Origin of the sequence: Luteibacter sp. UNCMF366Tsu5.1 (assembly GCF_900119235.1) — a bacterium.
GTDB lineage: Bacteria > Pseudomonadota > Gammaproteobacteria > Xanthomonadales > Rhodanobacteraceae > Luteibacter > Luteibacter flocculans.
Window position 1 is genome coordinate 162609 of record NZ_FPIS01000001.1, and the last position, 19448, is coordinate 182056.

At 65.2% G+C, this 19448-nt stretch carries 15 protein-coding genes and 1 tRNA gene; 14 read left to right on the forward strand and 2 right to left on the reverse strand.

Going from position 1 to position 19448, the window contains the following annotated elements; all coding sequences use genetic code 11:
* Positions 1 to 41 precede the first annotated feature (41 nt).
* From BT115_RS00645 to BT115_RS00665, 5 genes are all read left to right on the forward strand, one after another.
* Entirely contained in the window at positions 42 to 1883 is a 1842-nt protein-coding gene (locus BT115_RS00645; protein ID WP_072320640.1) for a 3-hydroxybutyrate oligomer hydrolase family protein, read from the forward strand.
* Positions 1884 to 2009: 126 nt separating this feature from the next.
* Complete coding sequence (locus BT115_RS00650) at positions 2010 to 2537, forward strand: peptidylprolyl isomerase (RefSeq protein WP_072320641.1); 528 nt, start codon at positions 2010 to 2012, stop codon at positions 2535 to 2537.
* 107 nt (positions 2538 to 2644) lie between these two features.
* The gene (locus tag BT115_RS00655; protein WP_072320642.1) at positions 2645 to 3844 is read left to right on the forward strand and encodes an aminotransferase class I/II-fold pyridoxal phosphate-dependent enzyme; all 1200 of its coding nucleotides are present in this window, start codon (positions 2645 to 2647) and stop codon (positions 3842 to 3844) included.
* 35 nt (positions 3845 to 3879) lie between these two features.
* Positions 3880 to 4863 (forward strand): malate dehydrogenase, encoded by a 984-nt coding sequence (locus tag BT115_RS00660; protein ID WP_072320643.1) that lies wholly within the window; start codon positions 3880 to 3882, stop codon positions 4861 to 4863.
* 108 nt (positions 4864 to 4971) lie between these two features.
* The gene (locus tag BT115_RS00665; protein ID WP_072320644.1) at positions 4972 to 5922 is read left to right on the forward strand and encodes a cation diffusion facilitator family transporter; all 951 of its coding nucleotides are present in this window, start codon (positions 4972 to 4974) and stop codon (positions 5920 to 5922) included.
* 194 nt (positions 5923 to 6116) lie between these two features.
* Here the strand turns inward: BT115_RS00665 and gnd are convergent, their stop codons facing one another.
* Positions 6117 to 7121 carry a phosphogluconate dehydrogenase (NAD(+)-dependent, decarboxylating) gene (gnd, locus tag BT115_RS00670; protein ID WP_072320645.1) on the reverse strand — a complete coding sequence of 335 codons (1005 nt, stop codon included), beginning with the start codon at positions 7119 to 7121 and terminating at the stop codon, positions 6117 to 6119.
* Between the two features lie 237 nt (positions 7122 to 7358).
* Here gnd and BT115_RS00675 point away from each other — a divergent pair, with 237 nt between their 5' ends.
* From BT115_RS00675 to BT115_RS00700, 6 genes are all read left to right on the forward strand, one after another.
* Positions 7359 to 7853 carry a pyridoxamine 5'-phosphate oxidase family protein gene (locus BT115_RS00675; RefSeq protein WP_072320646.1) on the forward strand — a complete coding sequence of 165 codons (495 nt, stop codon included), beginning with the start codon at positions 7359 to 7361 and terminating at the stop codon, positions 7851 to 7853.
* Between the two features lie 73 nt (positions 7854 to 7926).
* Positions 7927 to 9852 (forward strand): M1 family metallopeptidase, encoded by a 1926-nt coding sequence (locus tag BT115_RS00680; RefSeq protein WP_072320647.1) that lies wholly within the window; start codon positions 7927 to 7929, stop codon positions 9850 to 9852.
* Between the two features lie 10 nt (positions 9853 to 9862).
* Positions 9863 to 10504, forward strand: coding sequence for a Pr6Pr family membrane protein (locus BT115_RS00685; RefSeq protein WP_072320648.1), 642 nt, complete (start codon positions 9863 to 9865; stop codon positions 10502 to 10504).
* Between the two features lie 48 nt (positions 10505 to 10552).
* Complete coding sequence (locus tag BT115_RS00690) at positions 10553 to 12382, forward strand: ABC transporter ATP-binding protein (RefSeq protein WP_143144499.1); 1830 nt, start codon at positions 10553 to 10555, stop codon at positions 12380 to 12382.
* Positions 12383 to 12625: 243 nt separating this feature from the next.
* Complete coding sequence (locus BT115_RS00695; protein ID WP_072322165.1) at positions 12626 to 13525, forward strand: DMT family transporter; 900 nt, start codon at positions 12626 to 12628, stop codon at positions 13523 to 13525.
* Between the two features lie 67 nt (positions 13526 to 13592).
* Entirely contained in the window at positions 13593 to 15221 is a 1629-nt protein-coding gene (locus BT115_RS00700; protein WP_072320649.1) for a serine hydrolase, read from the forward strand.
* Between the two features lie 46 nt (positions 15222 to 15267).
* On the opposite strand, the gene BT115_RS00705 is transcribed toward BT115_RS00700, so the two are convergent.
* A complete protein-coding gene (locus BT115_RS00705; protein ID WP_143144422.1) occupies positions 15268 to 17688 on the reverse strand; it encodes a DUF3772 domain-containing protein in 2421 nt (806 codons plus the stop codon).
* A gap of 161 nt (positions 17689 to 17849) precedes the next feature.
* On the opposite strand from BT115_RS00705, the gene tpiA reads away from it, so the two are divergent.
* The 3 genes from tpiA to BT115_RS00720 all read left to right on the forward strand — a co-directional run bounded on the left by tpiA (position 17850) and on the right by BT115_RS00720 (position 19191).
* Complete coding sequence (gene tpiA / locus BT115_RS00710; protein WP_072320651.1) at positions 17850 to 18602, forward strand: triose-phosphate isomerase; 753 nt, start codon at positions 17850 to 17852, stop codon at positions 18600 to 18602.
* Positions 18603 to 18629: 27 nt separating this feature from the next.
* On the forward strand, positions 18630 to 19082 hold the full coding sequence (gene secG, locus BT115_RS00715; RefSeq protein ID WP_072320652.1) for a preprotein translocase subunit SecG: 453 nt from the start codon (positions 18630 to 18632) through the stop codon (positions 19080 to 19082).
* A 24-nt stretch (positions 19083 to 19106) separates the two neighbouring features.
* Positions 19107 to 19191 (forward strand) — tRNA-Leu (locus BT115_RS00720).
* The last annotated feature ends 257 nt before the right edge of the window (positions 19192 to 19448 follow it).

Consider the following 19448-nt stretch of genomic DNA (forward strand, 5'->3'; position numbering starts at 1 on the left):
CGTACGATGGCGGGCGGCGGTGCGCTTGCTATCGTGCACCGATGTCACGCATCTTCCCCCTGGCCGTCGTCGCCGCCTTTTCGTTCGGTGTGCTGTCCTGCGCGACGGCGCCCGCCACGAGGAAAGGCTCCATGTCTGCACCTGACCATTTCGGCGATGTCCGCGTTACCGAGCATCGCCATGGCGACGACCTGCTGAGCGCCGGTCTGGGCCTGCGCGGTCTCGCCGGCATGCCCAGCGCCTTCGCCAACCCGTCGGCGCCCACGCCCGCGGAACTGCGTCGTCGCGCGATTCAGAGCAGTTGGAAGGGCATCGCCGATCTCGGTCCGCTGGGCGGCTTCGGTACCGTGTATGGCGCAGTGCCGGCAGTGCCGGGGCGCGAGTTCACCGCGTTCGCGACGCTCCCGGGCGCGCATGCGCCTCACCGTGTACTGGTCCAGGTGCCCGACGACTTCGATCGCACCCGGCGCTGCCTGGTGGTGACGGCGTCGTCCGGTTCCCGCGGCATCTACGGCGCCATCGCGCTGGCTGGCGGCTGGGGTCTTCCGCGCGGTTGCGCGGTCGCCTATACGGACAAGGGCACCGGCGCAGGTTATTTCGATACCGCCGAAGGCACGGGCGTCCGGCTGGACGGCACGCGCGCCAAAGCCGGCGAGGCGCCGCTGGAATTCGAGCCTGTTGGTGTTGCAGCCGGCGCTGGCATCGCGGTGAAGCACGCGCACTCGGGCGACAACCCGGAGGCCGATTGGGGCCGCCACGTGTTGCAGGCAGCGCGCTTCGGGCTCGCCATGCTCGACCGCGCCTTTCCGAACGAAGCGCCGTTCACGCCCGCGAACACGCGCATCATCGCTACCGGTCTTTCCAACGGCGGCGGCGCGGTGCTGCGTGCCGCAGGCGACGACAGCGAAGGCATCCTCGCCGCCGTGGTCGCCCTGGAACCGAACATCCACGTGGCCGGTCGCGGCCGGCCGTTCTATGACTACGCCACCGAGGCGGCGCTGCTGTTGCCGTGCGCCCTCGCAGCGCCTGAGTTCGACGGCGTGCCGTTCGCCCGTGTGGCTCACGTGCCGCCGCCGGCATGGGCGATCCGCTGTGCGTCGTTGCGTGCACACGGTCGCCTGTCCGCCGTGATGCCCGGCGCGCAGGCCGCGGAGGCCCTGGCCATGCTGCGTGCGTCCGGCTGGCAGGACGACGCGCTGGCCGTCGCCGCCTCGTCCACGTCGCTGGATCTGTGGCGCGCCGTCACCGCGGCGTATGCATCCGCGTATCTGAAGCGACCGGCGGGCGACATGCCTTGCGGGTTCTCTTATCGTGCGCAGACCGCGGGAATCGCCACGGGCGTCGATGCTGCCATTCGCGCCGCATGGTGGTCCGACGGCTCGGGCGTGCCGCCCGGGGCCGGCGTGGTGCTTGCCGGAGGGACCGACCTTTCGCCCGATCCGACCTTGCCCGGCAACCTCTGCCTGCGCGAGCTGTGGACGGGGCAGGGCGCCGATGCGCATCGGCTCCACGAGGCCGTGGACGCGACGGCCGCGGCCCTGCCGCGCGCGGACCTGCCCATCCTCGTGGTCCACGGGGCGCAGGACGGCTTGATCCCCGTCGCTTTCAGCTCCGATCCGTATGTGAAGTGGCTGCGCGCCTCGGGCCGCTCCCCCGTGTTCTGGAAGGTGCCGTACGCCCAGCATTTCGATGCGTTCCTGGCCTTTCCCGACTTCGGCGACCGCCACGCCCCGCTGCTGCCGTTCGGCTATGCCGCGCTCGACCGCGCGTGGGCGCACCTGGCCGACGGCAGGCCGTTGCCGGAAGACGCCGCCGTGCGCGACACGCGGCCCCGCGGCGCGGGCGCTCTCGACGCCGCCATGCTCGCCTTGCCGGAACGTTGAGTCCTTCGTCACACGCAACCGCTTGAACTCCTGGGACTCGGGCGCCATCTTCGGTAGCCTTTGCAGTCCCCCGGGGCGGTCCAGCGCTGCGACCGTGCCGCATTTCAACGAGTTACAGGAATCGCGATGACCATCAACGTCACCATGAAGACGAACAAGGGCGACATTCACCTGCGCCTGCACGACGACAAGACCCCGGTTACGGTGGCTAACTTCGTCAATCTGGCCAAGCGCGGCTATTACGACGGCCTGTCGTTTCATCGCGTCATCGCCGACTTCATGGTCCAGGGCGGTTGCCCGGAGGGCTCGGGCCGCGGCGGTCCGGGTTACAAGTTCGGCGACGAGTTCAGCCCGAGCCTGAAGCACGACAAGCCGGGCGTCCTCTCCATGGCCAATGCTGGCCCGGGCACCAACGGTTCGCAGTTCTTCGTCACGCACGGCCCGACGCCCTGGCTCGACGGCAAGCACAGCGTGTTCGGCGAAGTGCTCGGTGCCGACGACCAGAAGGTGGTCGACGCGATCCGCCAGGGCGACACGATCGAGAAGGTGATCGTCGAAGGCGACGTCGATGCACTGCTGGAAAAGCAGGTCGACAACGTCAAGAAGTGGAACGAGGTATTGGATGCGCGCCAAGGCGCGTCGTCCGTCTCGTGAGGAGCCGACCGTGCGGGAGCCGCCAACGCGGCTCCCGCCGGTGACCATTCCGGCGCCGGGGCCGTGTTAAAATAGCGGCCTTTGTCCCGCTCCCTCCCGAGGAAACGATGCCGCAGCTCGCCAAGCGTATCGGCCGCGCCAAGCCCAGCGCGATCATGGTCATTGCCGAGAAGGCCAAGCGCCTCAAGGCCGAAGGACGGGACATCGTCAGTTTTTCGATCGGCGTACCGAACTTCCTCCCCGGCGAGCACGTGTATGCCGCGGCCCGCGAGGCCCTGGCGAAGGATTCCGGCCAGTACGGCAGCAACCGCGGCCCCGACGCACTGATCGACGCCTTCCTCGCGCACATCGCGGCGCTTGGTCTCACCGGCTACACCCGCGCCAACGTCACCACCGGCGTCGGCGCCAAGCAGGTGCTCTACAACCTGGCCGAAGCGCTGCTCGACGAGGGCGATGAAATCGCTTTCCCCGCGCCGTACTGGACCAGCTATCTCGATATCGCGGAAATCGTCGGCGCTCGGATCAATATCCTGCCGTGCCCGCCCGAGCAGCACTACAAGCTCACCCCGGCTCAGCTCGACGCCGCACTGGCACGCAAGCCGCGCGTGTTCCTGTTCAACAACCCGTCCAACCCGACCGGCATGGTCTATACGCGCGATGAAATCGCCGCGCTGGCCGACGTGATCGCAAAGTACCCGGACACCTGGGTCATCACCGACGACATCTACAACACGATGGTGTTCGACGGCGTGGGTTACCACAACTTCGTGCACGTGCGCCCGGAGTTGAAGGACCGCGTGATCTTCGTCGACTCGCTGTCGAAGACCTACGGCATGCCGGGCTGGCGCGTGGGCTTCATCGCCGCGCCGGAAGCGGTGGCGCTTGCTGTCACCACGCTCAATTCCAATCACATCACCAGCCTGCCGGAAGTCGTCAGTGCGGCGGCCGTCGCAGCGCTCGCCGGTCCGCAGGACATCCCCGCCGCCAAGTGCGCGGAATTCGCGGCGAAGCGCGATCGCGTCTACAACGCGTTGGTCTCTATTCCCGGCGTGGTCTGCCCGCGTCCGCAGGGCGCGTTCTATGCGTTCCCCGATATCTCGGTCGCCTTCGGCAAGCAGCACAACGGCGTGGCGATCACGTCCGACGTCGATTTCTGCGCCGCACTGCTCGAAGCCAAGGGCGTGGCCTGCGTGCCGGGCTCCGCGTTCGGCGAGCCGCGCGCGCTGCGCATTTCCTATTCCTGCCCGGACGAGGCGCTCGACAAGGGCATGGCCCGCATCGTCGAGTTCTTCGCCGAGCTCACCTGAACGTCAGTCCAAGCGATATTCCAAGGAGTCGAAAGATGAAAGCACCCGTTCGCGTTGCCGTCACCGGCGCAGCCGGCCAGATCGGTTATGCCCTCCTGTTCCGTATCGCCGCCGGCGACATGCTGGGTCCGGACCAGCCGGTGATCCTGCACCTGCTCGAAATCACCCCGGCGCTGCCCGCGCTGCAGGGCGTGGTGATGGAACTCAACGATTGCGCGTTCCCGACGCTCGCTGGCGTGGTCGCCACCGATGACGTCAACGTCGCCTTCAAGGACGTGGACTATGCGCTGCTCGTCGGCGCGCGTCCGCGTGGTCCGGGCATGGAGCGCAAGGATCTGCTCGAAGCCAACGGCGCCATCTTCGGCCCGCAGGGCAAGGCGCTGAACGATCACGCCAAGCGCAACGTGCGCGTGCTGGTCGTCGGCAACCCGGCCAACACCAATGCGCTGATCGCGCAGCAGAACGCACCGGACCTCGATCCGAAGTGCTTCACCGCCATGGTCCGCCTCGACCACAACCGCGCGTTGTCGCAGCTCGCCGAGAAGACCGGCGCGCACACCACGGACATCCGCAAGGTCACCATCTGGGGCAACCACAGCTCCACGCAGTACCCGGACCTGCACGAGACCACCGTGAACGGCAAGCCGGCGCTGGAGCAGGTCGACCAGACCTGGTACGCCGACACCTTCATCCCGACCGTGCAGCAGCGCGGCGCGGCGATCATCAAGGCGCGTGGCGCCTCGTCGGCCGCTTCGGCTGCTTCCGCCGCCATCGACCACATGCGCGACTGGGCGCTCGGCACCGCCGAGGGCGACTGGGTCTCCATGGGCATTCCGTCCGACGGCTCGTACGGCATCGAGCCGGGCGTGATCTTCGGTTACCCGGTAACGGTGAAGGACGGCAAGTACGCCATCGTGCAGGGCCTGAACATCAATGCGTTCTCGCAGGCTCGTATCGATGCGACGAACAAGGAACTGCGCGAAGAGCGCGCTGGCGTGGAACACCTGTTCGCGAAGTAATTCGCGTCAGGATTCTGCAAACGAGAAGGCCGCGCTGCAAAGCGCGGCCTTTTTGCTTTTGACGACACAGCGCGACTGTTACCTTTGGGACCAATCAAGGAATCCACCATGGCCCACAGCCCACGTCTCGTTGTCTATGCCGCGCTGGCCGCCAATGTCGGTATTGCCGTGGCGAAGTTCATCGCTGCCGCCATAAGCGGCAGTTCCGCCATGCTGTCCGAAGGCGTGCATTCCCTCGTGGACAGCGTCAACGAGGTGTTGCTGCTGCACGGCCTTCGCCGCTCGCAACGCCCGCCGGATCGCGACAATCCCCTGGGCTTCGGGCGCGAACTGTATTTCTGGAGCTTCATTGTCGCCCTGCTGGTGCTCGCGCTGGGTGCAGGCTTTTCGCTGTACGAGGGCGTGAATCACATTCTTTCGCCGGAGCCGCTGCGCGATCCGACGCTGAACTACATCGTGCTCGCGGTGGGTGCGGTCTTCGAAGGTGCTTCGTGGTGGCTGTCCCTGAAAAGCGTGCAGCGTCGAAAGGGCAAGCTGAGTTACTTCGAGGCGTTCCGCACGACCAAGGATCCCACCACGTTCTCCGTGCTGTTCGAGGACAGCGCGGCACTGCTCGGTCTCGCCATCGCTGCGCTCGGCGTGTACCTGTCGCACGCGCTGGGCGACCCGCGCATCGATGGCTGGGCATCGATCGGCATCGCCGTGGTGCTTGCGCTCGCGTCGATCATGCTGGCGCGTGAAAGCAAAGCCTTGCTCATTGGCGAACCGGCGCAACCCAAACTGCTGGCGCAGGTCTGCAGCATCGCGGGCAAGGTAAAGGGCGTGGAGGCGGTGAACGGCATGCTCACCGTGCAGATGGGGCCGGATCAGGTGCTGGTCGCGGTGTCGGCGGCGTTCGACGATCGTCTGACCACGGTGGACATCGAAGAGTGCGTGCGCACGATCGAAGCGCGGACGAAGGAAGCCAAGCTGCCGATCGTGGCGCTGTTCGTAAAACCGCAGACGCCCGAACGCTGGCGCGAGCGTCTGCGCGAGCTGGACGGAACGGGCGAGCCATAAAAGGTTCTTCAATGCTTGCTGGTGGTAGCCACTCTGGTGGCGATCGATCTGCCTCATGGCTACACCGCTTCGTTGGCTTCTCGCCGCTATAGCGGCTCCCACGGATATCCATCCGGACATGCGCGAGGAACAAAAAAGGAGCCGCCCTCGGGCGGCTCCTTTCGGTCACGATGCAAAGTGACGCTTCCTGTCGATCAGGAGTGCTCGCCTTCCGTCGGCGGCTTGCCGCGGCCTTCGATGTGACCACCGAAGCCCATGCGCATTGCGGACAGCAGGCGCTCGGCATAGGTGTGGTCCTGGCGCGAGCGGAAACGTGCGAAGAGTGCGGAGGTGAGCACTTCGGCAGGCACGGCCTGTTCGATGGCAGCGTTCACCGTCCAGCGGCCTTCGCCGGAGTCGTCGACGTAACCCGAGTAATTGTCGAGTTCGGGGCCCTTCGCCAGCGCGCTGGCGGTGAGGTCGAGCAGCCAGGACGACACGACGCTTCCGCGACGCCAGACTTCCGCGATGTCGGCCATATCGAGCTCGTAGCGTTCGCGCTCCGGCAGGTGAGCTGCGTTGCGGTTCTTCAGGATGTCGAAGCCTTCCGCGAACGACTGCATCATGCCGTACTCGATGCCGTTGTGGATCATCTTGACGAAATGGCCTGCGCCCGCCGGACCGGCGTGCATGTAGCCGTTTTCCACGCGCGGATCGCGACCCTCGCGGCCTTCGGTACGCGGAATGTCGCCCGCGCCGGGGGCCAGCGTCTTGAAGATCGGGTCGAGGTGATCGACCGTGGCCTTGTCGCCGCCGATCATCATGCAGTAGCCGCGCTCCAGGCCCCACACGCCGCCGGACGTGCCGACGTCCACGTAGTGCATACCCTTGGCAGCGAGTTCCTCGGCACGGCGAGCGTCGTCCTTGTAGAACGTATTGCCACCATCGATGACGATGTCGTCCTTGCTCAACAGGCCCGACAGCGTCTGAATCGTGTTCTCGGTGATCTCACCGGCCGGCAGCATGACCCAGATCGCGCGCGGCGAGGGCAGCGCCTTGACCATGGCTTCCAGCGAATCGACCGCTTCGCCGCCGTCCTTCGCCAGCGCGGCGCGGGCGTCGGGATTGTTGTCGTAGACCACGGTCTGGTGGCCGTCCCTCATCAGGCGGCGGGCGATATTGCCGCCCATGCGGCCCAGTCCGATCAAACCGATTTTCATGCGTGTGGTCCTCGATGTGTGCAACGTGGGGAATATGCGGATACCCACGCCGGATGCAAGGTATACCTACGGATGACGGGACGGGGCCCCGATGCCATCCGCCATGCTCCGGCTCCGGGTGACCCCTGCAATAGTGCCATGTGAGCATGATATCTGCCCGTGAATGCGCGGGATTGACGGCATGTTGAGCGGTGGCATGGGACCGTCTGGCTCTATTTCAGACGCCGGAGACCACTCATGAGCGATACCCGCCAGGACGAGAAAGAGAAGATCTGGTCGCTGATCAAGGACGCCCGCGTGGCCATGCTGACCAGCGAGCGCGACGGCCGGCTCTACAGCCGCCCCATGGTTGCGTCGCAGAAGGGCTTTGACGGCAGCCTCTGGTTCTTCACCCGAAAGAGTTCGCCCAAGGTGACTGAGGTCGAAGGACATCGCCAGGTCAACGTGGCCTACGCCAGCGCCAGCGACAACAGCTATGTCTCGCTTTCCGGTGTGGCGAACCTCGTGGAGGATCGCGCGGCGATCGAGGCGCATTGGAACGAGTGGATCAAGACCTGGTTCCCGGATGGCAAGGACGATCCCGATCTGGCCCTTCTTCGCGTCGACGTGGACACCGCGGAGTACTGGGATGCGCCGTCGTCGAAAATGGTGCTTGCCTTCGATTATCTGAAAGCTCGCATCACGGGCCAGACGCCTCACGTGGGCGAGAACCGGAAGGTCGACATCCGCTGACCTGACTTACGGCAGGCTGGAGTCCAGCCACCTCGGGCGGTTACGCTCTTGGGTCGTCCCAAGAGTGTGCCCGATGAAAAACGTCGCTCGCCTGTGCCTCGCCGCCATTGCCCTCGCGGGCACGCTGGGCGCCACCGCAGCAAACTACGATCCGCGCGAGACCTTCGCGCCGTTTATGTATCCCCAGCCGGTGAACGCCTACCGCTCGGGCAGCGGCATGCCGGGGCCGATGTTCTGGCAGAACAGGGCGGACTACGACCTCGCGGCTACGCTCGATCCGGTCAAGAACACGCTGAGTGGCAAGGCCACCATCCACTACACCAACAACAGTCCCGACGCACTGGACGTGCTCTGGCTGCAACTGGACGAGAACCGATTCACGGCCGACGCGCGCGGCAACTTCACCGCCGGCAAGACCGAAAAGCGTCACACCGACGGTTACCGCATCGCCTCGGTCACAGTCGGGCAGGGCGATAAGCGCGCCGAGTATGTGGTCAGCGACACGCGCATGCAGGTGCGCCTGCCCGAACCGCTGGCCGCACACGGCGGCAAGGTCACCATCACGATCGTATATTCCTACGATCTGCCGGGCGACTTCGGCGGCCGCACCGGCTTCGCGCCGTCGAAGAACGGCAACATCTATGAGATGGCGCAGTGGTACCCGCGCATGTGCGTGTACGACGACCTACGTGGCTGGGACACGGCGCCGTATCTCAACAGCGAGTTCTATCTTGAGTATGGCGACTTCGACTACGCCATCACGGTGCCCTCGAACATGATCGTGGCCGGCTCGGGCGAGCTGGTGAATCCCGATGATGTGTTGACGGCGACGCAGCGCGAGCGCCTCGCGAAGGCTCGCGAGAGCGACAGCACGGTGATGATCCGCACGCCTGCCGAGGTCACCGATCCTGCGAGCCGTCCGAAGACCAGCGGCACGTTGACCTGGAAGTTCCGTATGAAGAACACCCGCGACGTGGCCTTCGGCGCATCGACGGCGTACGTGTGGGATGCCGCGCGGATCAACCTGCCGGAAGGCCGCAAGGCGCTGGCGATGTCCGTGTACCCGGTGGAAAGTGTGGGCGAGCAGAGCTGGGGCCGCTCGACGGAATACCTGAAGGCATCGGTGGAGCACTTCTCCTCGAAGTGGTACCCGTATCCGTACCCTGTGGCGATCAACGAGGCGGGCTCCGCGGCCAGTGGCATGGAATACCCGGGCATCGTCTTCGATCCGATGAAGGCGCCAGCGAAGGCCTTGCACATGGTGACCGCGCACGAGATCGGCCACACCTGGTTCCCGATGATCGTGGGCAGCGACGAGCGCCGCAATGCGTGGATGGACGAGGGCTTCAATACCTTCATCGACGTGTACGAAGCCGACGCCTTCCATCATGGCGAGTTCGCCCCGAAGCGCGACGGTGAGTACGCGCCCAAGGGTGGCAATCCGGTCGACGAGATTCTGCCCTTGCTCGCCGATCCGAACGCACCGCCGTTGCTGATGGGCGCCGACATGGTCAAGGAGACGTATCGCCATCCCGCGACCTATTTCAAGGCAGCGCTGGGCCTCGTGCTGTTGCGCGAGCAGATCATCGGCCCCGAGCGCTTCGATCCCGCCTTCCGCAAGTACATCGCCACCTGGGCCTACAAGCATCCGACCCCGTCGGATTTCTTCCGCCTGATGGAGAGCGAAGCCGGTGAGGATCTCTCGTGGTTCTGGCGCGGCTGGTACGCCAACAACTGGCAACTGGACATGGCAGTGACGAAGATCGACGGGTCGTCGGTAACCGTTGAGAACCGCGACCAGCTGGTGATGCCTGCGACCTTGCGCGTCACCTTCGACGACAAGTCGACCAAGGACATCCGCGTCCCGGTGGAGACCTGGCAGCAGCATCGGAGCTTCGACGTAAGCGTGCCGGGCGATCGGCGCATCGTGCGTGCCGAGATCGATCCCGATCACGTCATTCCCGACCGCGACCGCTCGAACAATGCCTGGCCCCGTTGAGGTTCGTTCGATGCCGCCACGCGCCGCTGTGTCCAACCTGTTCGCCGTCGTGGTTGCCGCGGTGGCGTGGCCGACCCTCTTGCTGCAGTACTGGCTGACCGTATGGTCGGGTCCGCTGGGCGAGGTGACGGTACGCTACTTCAGCTTCTTCACGATTCTCTCCAATCTGCTCGTGGCCCTGGTGGCCGCGGCGGCGGCGACCGGCGGCAACTGGGCACCGCTGCGGTTCCTGCGCGGACCGCGTGTGCGCGGGCTGGCGGCGCTTTCCATCACGGTGACCTGCGCGATCTACGCCACGTTGCTGCAATCGCTGTGGCATCCGTTGGGCCCGCAACTCGTGGCCGATCGCTCATTGCATTACGTGGTGCCGGCGCTGTACGTGTTCTGGTGGGCGGTGTTGCTGCCGCACGGCACGCTGGTCTGGCGCGACGCCCTGCGCTGGCTGGGCTTTCCGTTGCTGTTCGCCGTCTGGACCTTCCTGCGCGGCGCCGTCGTACATGAGTACCCATACCCCTTCATGGACGTGAATCGCCTCGGCTATCCCACGGTGCTGCTCAATGCGGCACTGGTGGGACTGCTGTTCCTGGTCCTCGGGTTGGGCTTCGTGGCGTTGGACCGGGTGCTGGGCCGGCGTCTGGCGACCGTTCGCTAGGACATCGTCGCAGCGGGGTCACGACGGTTGGCCTACAATGCCGCCATGATCTTCCGCTGGTTCGAATCCCTCATCGACATCTTCCGCGAGGCGCCTGACCGTGCGCCGCCGAAGGGCGTCGTGCGCTTCTACGCGTACTACCTCGGCCAGGTGTGGAAGATTTTCGCCGCGGCCCTGCTGGTGGGCCTGGCGGTGGCGCTGGTCGAAGTCGCGTTGTTCGACTTCCTCGGGCGCGTGGTGGACATGGCGCAGAAGACGCCCGCCGCCGTCTTCTTCCAGACCCACTGGAAGACGCTGATCTGGATGGCCGTCGTCGTCGTGGTGCTGCGGCCGTTGTTCATCGGCTTGCACGACCTGTTGGTGAACCAGACGCTCAACCCCGGCATGACCAACATGGTGCGCTGGCAGCACCATCGCTACGTGCTGAAGCAGAGCCTGTCGTTCTTCCAGAACGATTTTGCCGGCCGCATCGCCAATCGCATCATGCAGACGGCGCCTTCGCTGCGCCAATCCGCCGTGCAGGTGGTGGATGCCCTGTGGTACGTGACCGTGTATGCCGGCACGTCGGTCTACCTGTTCGCCAAGGCCGATTTTCGTCTGGCCGTGCCGCTGCTGCTGTGGATCGCCGGTTACATCGGCATGCTGGTGTATTTCGTACCGAGAGTGAAAGAGCGTTCGTGGAAGGCGTCCGAAGCGCGCTCCAAGCTCATGGGGCGCATCGTCGATGGCTACAGCAATGTGATGACCCTGAAGCTCTTCGCGCATACGCATCGCGAGGAAGCTTATGCGCAGGAAGCCATGCGCGAGCAGACCGACAAACTCCGTTCGTCGAGCCGCATGGTCACCGGCATGGATGTGTCGATCACCACGCTCAACGGCCTGCTGATCGCTGGCACGAGTGCGCTCGCCCTGTGGCTATGGACGCGCGGCAACGTCTCCACCGGGCAAGTGGCACTCGCGGTAGGTCTGGTGATCCGCATCAACAACATGTCCGGTTGGATCATGTGGGTGGTGAACGGCATCTTCGAAGACGTGGGCACGGTGCAGGACGGCATCACCACGCTGGCGCAGGAGCGCACGGTGGTCGATCGCGACGACGCGGTGCCGCTACGCGTGACCCGCGGCGAGATTCGCTTCGACGACATCCATTTCCACTACGGCAAGGCCGGCGGCGTCATCGCAGGGCTGGATCTCATCGTACGGCCCGGCGAAAAGATCGGGCTCGTCGGTCCGTCAGGCGCCGGCAAGTCCACACTGGTCAACGTCCTGCTGCGGCTGTACGACCTGGAAGAAGGCCACATCTTCATCGATGGCCAGGACATCGCGCGGGTCACGCAGGAATCGTTGCGCTCGAACATCGGTGTGGTCACCCAGGACACGTCGCTGCTGCATCGGTCGATTCGCGACAACCTTCTCTACGGCCGTCCCGACGCGAGCGAAGAACAGTTGCTGGCAGCCGTGCGCCAGGCGCGCGCCGATGAATTCATTCCGGGCCTTTCCGACGGGGAAGGGCGCACCGGCTTCGACGCCCATGCAGGCGAGCGCGGCGTAAAGCTGTCCGGCGGCCAGCGCCAACGCATCGCCATCGCGCGCGTCCTGTTGAAAGACGCGCCGATCCTCGTACTCGACGAGGCGACCTCAGCCCTCGATTCCGAAGCCGAGGCGGCCATCCAGGAAAGCCTGGAGACGCTCATGCAGGGCAAGACAGTGATCGCCATTGCCCACCGCCTGTCCACCATCGCAAAGATGGATCGCCTGGTGGTGATGGAGCACGGCGCCATCGTGGAAACCGGCACGCATTCCGAACTGATCGCCCATGGTGGCCTGTACGCGCGGTTGTGGGCGCATCAGACCGGTGGGTTTGTCGGCGTGGAGTGATCCAGCTGTTCGCCCGTTGAAGTCGATGCTCGGTCAGAGCAGACGCTCCTTGTAGGAGCCGCCACGGCGGCGAGGCAAGGCTAGCGGTGAGGCCAGGTTTTCTCGCCGCCATGGCGGCTCCCACAGGTGGGCCGCGGCAAACAGGCGCCAGTTGTGAATCCCGCGAAAGGCTGCATTGCAGAAGATGCGCTTGTGCCTGGCGCCGGGGCGGCGACAATGGGCATTCCGCTGAGTGAGGTTCGCATGTCCGCCGCCGATACCCCTGTGCAAATGATCGCTCCCCCGGTGGAGCGCGACTGGCGTACGCCGGTCGAATTGGTGTCGCTGGGCGCGATCTGGGGCGGATCGTTCCTCTTCATGCGTGTGGCGGCGAAGGATTTCGGCCCGTTCCCGATGGTCGCGACGCGGCTGCTGTTCGGCTCGGTGATCCTGTTGCCGCTGCTGTGGCGGGCCCGCGCGAGCATCCGCCTCTCGCATCTGTGGAAGATGCTAGCGCTGGGCGCCTTGAGCGCGGCGATACCGTTCACGCTGTTTGCCTGGGGCGCGGAGCGTGCGCCGGCAGGCATCGGTGCCATTGCCAACAGCATGACGGTACTTTTTGCCGCGCTGGTGGCCTTCATCGGGTTCGGCGAGAAGATCGGCACGCGCAAGGCCATCGCGCTGGTCGCGGGCTTCGTCGGCGTGGTGGTGCTCGCCAGCGGTCGTACCGCGGGCGACAACGTGGCGCCTGCCGCGCTCGCGGGTGCCGCGGCTTCGTTCTGTTACGGGCTGGCCGCCAACCTCATCAAGCGATACCTCGCGGATATCGCACCGACCGCCGTCGCGGCGGGCTGCCTGCTCGGTGCCACGCTGCTGATGGCGCCGCTGGGCTGGCTTACCTGGCCGACGGCGCCGATCCCCGGGAAGTCGTGGCTCGCAGTGCTGGCCCTGGGCGTGGTCTGCACGGGCTTGGCCTATGCCTTCTATTTCCGTCTGATCCAGCGCATCGGCGCGCCGCGCGCAGCGACCTCCACCTACCTCGTGCCGTTGTTCGGCGTGGGCTGGGCGTGGATGTTCCTCGGCGAGGCGTTGACCCCGACCATGGCCGTGGCGGGCGCGATCATTCTGGGCAGCGTGATCTTCAGTCAGAAAAGCAAGGGCTGATCGGTCCCTTTCCCGCGGGGGCGTGGCGTGGAATAGTCACGGCTCTTCTTTGCCGTCGGGGTCTTCCATGTCGCGTCTTCGCCATCTTCTCGCCTTTGGCGTCGCCAGCTTCGCCTTTGCACTTGCCGCGCAGGCCCAGGACGCGCCTGCCGCGTCGCCGGCTGCATCCGTCGATGCAAAGCCGGCCGCGCTGGCTGACTTCGATGCCTACGTCGATGCCGTGCGCAAGCAGTTCGACGTGCCCGGCATCGCCGTGGCGATCGTGAAGGACGGTCGGATCGTGATGGAATTCGGCTCGGGCGTGCGCAAGCTCGGCGAGCCGGCGAAGGTGGACGCGCATACGCAGTTCGCCATCGCCTCGAACACCAAGGCCTTCACCGCTGCCTCGCTGGCGATCCTCGCCGACGAGAAGAAGCTCGACATGAACGACCGCGTGATCGATCGCTTGCCGTGGTTCCAGATGTCCGACCCGTATGTGACCCGCGAGATGCGCGTGCGCGACCTGCTTGCGCATCGCAGCGGCCTCAGCCTCGGTGCGGGCGATCTGCTGTACTGGCCGGCCACGACGTACTCCACCCAGGAAGTGGTGCAGCGCTTGCGCTATGTGCCGCTGACCAACAGCTTCCGCGCCGAGTACGCGTACGACAACATCCTGTTTGCCGTGGCCGGGCTCGTGATCGAGCAGGTCTCCGGCAAGCCGTGGGCCGACTTCGTGCGCGAGCGCATCTTCGCGCCGCTGGGCATGACGGAATCGCAGACCCATGCGCCGACCAGCATCGGTGCGAATGACGACATCGCCACCGGTCACGCCAAGTTCGACTTCAAGGATTTGAAGCCGGTGGCGCCGATGTCGTGGAACAACAACCAGGCGGCGGGCGGCATCTATTCGAGCGTGCACGACCTGTCGAAGTGGATGACGATGCAGCTCGATGGCGGGCGCTATACCGATAGCTCCGGTAAGCAGCAACAGTTGTTCAGTGAGAAGCGTCAGGCGGAGATGTGGTCGCTCATCACGCCGATTCACATCAACGAACCCAGCGTGCCGGAATTGAGGGCCGCCAAGCCGAACTTCTCTGGCTATGGCGAAGGCTGGTTCGTGTCCGATTACCGCGGCCACAAGCTGGTCTGGCATACCGGCGGCTGGCCGGGCATGGTCTCGCGCGTCACGCTGGTACCGGAACTCAAGCTGGGCGTGGTGGTGCTGACCAATCAGGAGTCGGGTGCCGCATTCCAGGCGGTGACGATGCGCGCCCTGGACGCCTTCATGGAGGCACCGAAGACCGACTGGATCGCCGCCTACGCCGCCAGCGTCAAGAAGGCGGAGTCGGGTGCTGACGACAGCATGAAGCAGCACGAGGCGGCGCGCATGAAGGGTGCGAAGCCGTCGTTGCCGCTCGATGGTTACGCCGGTACGTATCGCGATCCGTGGTACGGCGACGTCAAGGTCGCGAAGGAGGGCGGCAAGCTGGTGATGCGCTTCACGAAGACTGCGCAGCTCACCGGCACGCTGGAACCGTGGCAGCACGACACCTTCATCGCACACTGGAACGATCGCTCGCTCAACGGAGACGCCTTCGTCAACTTCGCGCTCGATCCGGACGGCAAGGTGCGCGAGGTACGCATGGAGCCGGTGTCGCCGCTGACCGACTTCAGCTTCGACTTCCAGGATCTGCGGCTGACGCCGGTCAACGATTGAAGGCGGGGTCGCCCTTTCGGCGACCCGCGCTCGTCACGGCTACCGATCAGTTCGACGTATCGGGATCGGTGGCCGACTTCGGCGCACCGGCGGCGGTGGGTCCCGTAAGTTCGGGCGCGCCGCCGCCCGTGCGCAGTACCAGGTCCTGTGGCCGCAGTAGGGGAATTTCCGCACCACGCAGACGCGCCAGGATGTCGAAGAGCAGGTCGCTCTTCACACCGCCTGCGTCGCGCGGGCTTCCGACGTAGCAGATGGCCATGAAGGTCATGGCGGTGCGATCGACGTTGTCGAGCATCACCAGCGGCGCGGGATTTTCCTGCACCGACGCATGCGCCCGCATCGCTTCCAGCATGTGTTCGCGAACGTCCACGGGATCGCTGTCCAGCGGCATCGGCAGCTTGAACAGCACGCGCCCCTGCGGGTTCGCCATGGTCATGTTGCGCACTGGCTTCGTGATGAACGACGAGTTCGGCACGATGATGGTGGAGCGGTCGGCGACCTGGATCTCCGTGGCGCGCACATTGATGCGACGCACGTCACCCTCGGCATCGTCGAGCACCACCCAGTCGCCCACCTTCACCGGGCGCTCGGCGAGCAGGATCAGGCCCGACACGAAATTCTGCACGATCGCCTGCAGGCCGAAGCCGATACCCACGGAAAGCGCCGACGCGACCCAGGCCACGTTCTGCACCGAGAGGCCCATCGCCAGCAAGGCGATCGCCACGACCACCACCACACCCACGTAGCCCAGCAGGGTGGTGAGCGAGCTGCGCATGCCGGGATCGAGACTGGTGCGCGGCAGGTACTGCTCGGCCATCCAGGACTTGATGACGCGCACAGCCACCAGGCCCAGGAAGAACAGGGCAATCGAACTGAGGATCTGGCTCGGCTTCAGCTCGACGTCGTAGATCTTGAACGATTGCAGCTTGCTGCCGATCACCAGGATGTCGGCGGCTCCCGCACCGAAACCCGAAAGCACGGCGGTGAGGCCAAACAGGAACAGGCCGAGGCGAACCACGCCCGAGAGCAGCACGCCGGCCTGATCGAGCAGCTTCGGGTGGGTGCCGAAGATCGCCTGCGCACGGGCGCTCATGGGGCCCTTTTCCGAAAGCAATGTCTCGAAGAGGTCGTCGACCAGGCGCATCGCCAGGTACGTGGCCGCGACGACGATGGTGGTCCACACCACCTGCCCCGCGACGAACGAAGCGAAGGCAATGAAGCCCGTCAGCAGTCCGATCCATGACGCCACGATGGCGATCCACGCTGCGGCGATGAACAGGCTCGCCCAGATCGGACGCGGCGGGGGAGGGGTGCCATCCTCGTCGTGGTGATGCGTACGGCCGAGTCGCTGCAGTGCGAGCGCCGTGAGTACGGTGAGCACGATCGCTTGCAGACTGCTGGTAAGGACGGTAGCGGCAAGGCTGGTGCCGATCGTGTGGTTGAGGATCTTCAGGAAATAAAAGAGCACCACTGCGAGCGAGATCAGCATCGGGAACCGACGCAGCGCCATGGCGGTTTCGTCGGGAATGGCGGGCAGGCGCCACGAAGGCCGCTTGGCCGAGATGAGTGCGCGACCCAGGCCCGCGACGAACGCGCCAAAGAAGACGAGATGCACGATCGCCAGCGCGACGCCGTCGGTCTCCTGGCTGAAGGTGTCGTTCCAGTTGAGACCGAGGTAGAACAACTGCGTGCCGAGGCCGGTGGTGAGCGTCGACGTGAGCGCGATACCGAGAATCAACGCGGAACGGCGCAGGCGGCCCGGCGGCATGCGATTGGCGGTGAGATGACGGACGCGGTGCTCGATGTAGAAGCGCACGCCGGTCATCAGGAGCAGGCCCATCACCACACAGGCAATGAGTGCGGTGCGGTTGCCGTTGGTCCAGCTGTTGGCGACGTCGGACTGAACCGTCTGGGCGAATTCGCGCAGGTTGGCCGAGTCGCGCGGGAACGCCGCGGCAGGTTCGGACCAGAACGGCCGCGACAGCGGCGAGTTGGTACGCCGGGAAATGGTTTCCTGGAAACGAATGCGGCGCAGGTCGGCCAGTTGGTTGGCGGTCTGTTGCGCCTCTAGCGCCAGGCCATCCACCTGTTTGATCTGCGCATCGACCGCATCGAAGGCCTTCTTGGCGTCCTTGCGCGTCGCCGCCAGTTCAGGCGCTTCCTTCGTGCCCGCGGCGGGCGGCGGGCCCAGTTGATCGAGCCGCGCCTTCGCGGCGTCGCGCGTCGGTTGCAGCGTCGTGGAGACTTTCTGCGCCTGGGAGGCGACGTCGGAGGACTTGCTGCGCAGGTCGTCCAGCGCGGCATCGGTGATCTTGTCGTCCTTCATGGCCTTCTCGATCTGGTCGAGCTGGCCGCGCAAGTCGTCGATCTGCTGGGCGGGGCTGGGGCTGGCGTCGTCCGCCTGCGCGAAAGTGGCCCCGGAACCGGCGAGGAGGAGGGCGACGAAGAATATTCTCAGGATACGCATGGGTGGATCATCGAAGGCAGGGACTACCAAGGTCAAACGCGCCATATGCGTTAACCTCGGTGAACGGCGCGTGCGCAGGCGTCCCATTGCCGCATTGCAGCTTTGCCGCCCACCACGACGCGGCTATTCTGCCGCCCCTTTCTCCACGCCTGGAAGCTCCCATGCGCAAGATGATCGTCGCCGGTAACTGGAAGATGCATGGCTCCCGCGCCATGGCCGACGCGCTCGTCCGCGAGGTGGTCGAAGGCATGCCCGATGGCGTGGACGTGCTGGTCTTTCCCCCCGACGTCTATATCGGCGAGCTGGTGCACAAGTACCGCGACCGCGGCCTGCGCTTCGGCGCGCAGGACCTTTCCGAGCACCATGTGCCCGGTGCTTATACCGGCGAGGTCTCCGGCGACATGCTGCGCGACGTGGGGGCCACGTGGGTGCTGGTCGGCCATTCGGAACGTCGCCAGTACCAGCACGAGGGCGACGAGTTGCTGGCAAAGAAGTTCGAGTCGGCCTGCCGGGCGGGCCTGACGCCCATCCTCTGCGTGGGTGAGACCTTGGAAGAACACGAGGCCGGCAAGGCCGAAGAAGTGGTCGGCCGGCAGTTGGCCGCCGTGATCGATCGCAATGGCATCGCCTGTTTCCGCGACGCTGTGGTGGCTTACGAGCCGGTCTGGGCCATCGGTACGGGCCTTACGGCGACCCCGGCGAAGGCGCAGAAAATTCATGCGTTCATCCGTAGCCAACTGGCAAAAAAGGATGCTAATATCTCGCTCCTGACCCGGGTGCTTTACGGCGGAAGCGTCAAGCCGGCCAATGCGGCCGAATTGTTCGCCCAGCCTGATGTGGACGGGGGACTGATCGGCGGCGCCGCTCTGGTGGCTTCCGATTTCCTGGATATATGCGCCGCGGCGCGTCGATAACTCGCGACACGGCAAAAACAAGAAGACATGTTCATTCTCTTCAGCGTTTTCTATATCCTGATCGCCGCGGCGATGATCGTGCTGATTCTGATGCAGCGCGGCGCCGGTGCGGAGGCAGGTTCCGGATTCGGTGGCGGTGCTTCCGCTACGGTGTTCGGCGCGCGTGGCTCTTCGAGCTTCATGACCCGCGCCACGGCAGTACTCGCCGCTCTGTTTTTCTTGCTCAGCCTCGGCATGGGCATTTACCTCGGTCGTTCGGGCAATCCCCAGCCGGCCGCGGATCTTGGTGTGATGTCTGGCGCTACCACGCCGGCCGCTCCCGCCAACAACGCTCCGGTGACCCCGGCCGCGTCGGATGTGCCCCGCGCACCCGCCGCCAACGGTGACACCCCGGCCGCAACGGCTCCGGCAGCGAACAGCGATGTTCCCGCCGCGAAGCAGGAAGCCACCAAGGCTCCCGCCGAACCGGCCAAGAAGTAATACGCAATACGCAGTAAAAGTTATGCCCAGGTGGCGGAATTGGTAGACGCACTACCTTGAGGTGGTAGCGGCTTAGGTCGTGGGGGTTCGAGTCCCCCCTTGGGCACCAAACGAAGATCCGGAGTCCTCAACCGGATTGCAAAGAAGCCCGCGAAAGCGGGTTTTTTTGTGTCTCTCGTATTCAGACGCTCGTACCCAAACGCTCCGTCTGTATTTGCAGGTCAACCGCTGATCGGGAGCGTTCGCTGATTTGGTTTGGTTTTCTGCATCTGCGCGTATCGACCGTTTTCCCATTGCAACGTATGACATCCTCTGTCGCTATTGCACAAGGTCGCGCATCTATTGCCTTGCTCGCCAATGACACCG